This is a genomic window from Microcoleus sp. Pol10D4 (assembly GCF_036701555.1).
In the GTDB taxonomy this organism is placed as follows: Bacteria; Cyanobacteriota; Cyanobacteriia; order Cyanobacteriales; family Microcoleaceae; genus Microcoleus.
Genome location: NZ_JAUBRA010000175.1, coordinates 1 through 1,091 on the forward strand (window position 1 = coordinate 1; position 1,091 = coordinate 1,091).

General features: G+C 42.6%; 2 protein-coding genes. One reads left to right on the plus strand and one right to left on the minus strand.

Annotated elements, in window-relative coordinates; translation table 11 throughout:
• Positions 1-189: 189 nt before the first annotated feature.
• The gene (locus QUA36_RS31230) at positions 190-768 is read left to right on the plus strand and encodes a Uma2 family endonuclease (protein ID WP_333460167.1); all 579 of its coding nucleotides are present in this window, start codon (positions 190-192) and stop codon (positions 766-768) included.
• Positions 769-828: 60 nt separating this feature from the next.
• On the opposite strand, the gene QUA36_RS31235 is transcribed toward QUA36_RS31230, so the two are convergent.
• Positions 829-1,023 carry a hypothetical protein gene (locus tag QUA36_RS31235; protein ID WP_333460168.1) on the minus strand — a complete coding sequence of 65 codons (195 nt, stop codon included), beginning with the start codon at positions 1,021-1,023 and terminating at the stop codon, positions 829-831.
• Positions 1,024-1,091: the final 68 nt, after the last annotated feature.

A 1,091-nucleotide genomic window follows, 5' to 3' on the forward strand; every position in this document is an offset into this window, starting at 1 on the left:
TCCTTCTATCAACGGTTAATTTTTAACTTGAGATTAACAAAAAGCGCTCCTAGAAATAGGGGCGCTTTTTGTTTGGGAAAAAATATTTTTATCGGCTAACGGTCAACAGTCAACAGTCAACAGTTGACTATAGACTCCCACTTTTTGAAGTGGTATATGATGGAAAAATGATGGTGAAAGGTAAGTCAGATGGTTGTCGCAATTTCTAAAGCAGGAGTGGTTACAGGTGGGGCCTTCCTGTCAAACGTGACATGGGAGACTCTGGAAAAGTTGGATGCAGATTTGGTAGGAACGGGGGCACGTTTAACTTATTTGGATGGGTGTTTAGAAATTATGGCCCCTTTATCTGAGGCCCACGAAGAACCTAAAAGCACTTTAGGCCAGCTTTTAGAAATTTATATGCGGATGAGAAATATTCGTTTCTACGGGCGTGGCAGTACGACGATCGGGATAAAGGAATTGGGCGCACGGAAAGAACCGGATGAGTCTTATTGTTTGGGTACGCGCAAGTCAGTTGCAGATTTGGCGATCGAGGTGACAGTGACGAGTGGTGGAATTGATACGCTGGAAATCTATCGTCGGGTGGGTGTGCAGGAGGTTTGGTTTTGGGAGGATGGTGTAATTTCGGTTTATTGCTTGCGTCCAACGGGATATGAGTTGGTGAGTAAGAGTGAACTGTTGGCGGATTTGGATTTGCGATCGATCGAGTTCTATTCGCGTATGGCAGACCAATATGATGCGGTGAATGCTTTTATGCGATCTTTGTAGAATAGAAAAGAGTAATTCGGTGGTTTAATTGCGTTGCGATCGGGTGAAATCACCTATAGCTTATATAAGATTTAACTTGCACTGAATGTATGCTTTGAAGACGGGATTGAGAAAAAACATCGATCGCGTTCCTACTAACACTTTTTCCACTAAGCCGCGTCGCGCTAAAGATTGTATGGCTTGCCAAAATTCTGGTTGGGATAATTCACTATCAGTAGCTTTTAGGGAAATATCTACAGTTTCATTTGGGAGCATCCCACTTTTGCAATCAGTATAAATACTCAGACAATTGTCTGGCTAAGTTGATGGCATAATAGAAAGCA

Coding starts and splice junctions, on each gene's coding strand:
- QUA36_RS31230 (WP_333460167.1), top strand. CDS start 190: ATGGTTGTCGCAATTTCTAAAGCAGGAGTGGTTACAGGTGGGGCCTTC.
- QUA36_RS31235 (WP_333460168.1), bottom strand. CDS start 1,023: ATGCTCCCAAATGAAACTGTAGATATTTCCCTAAAAGCTACTGATAGT.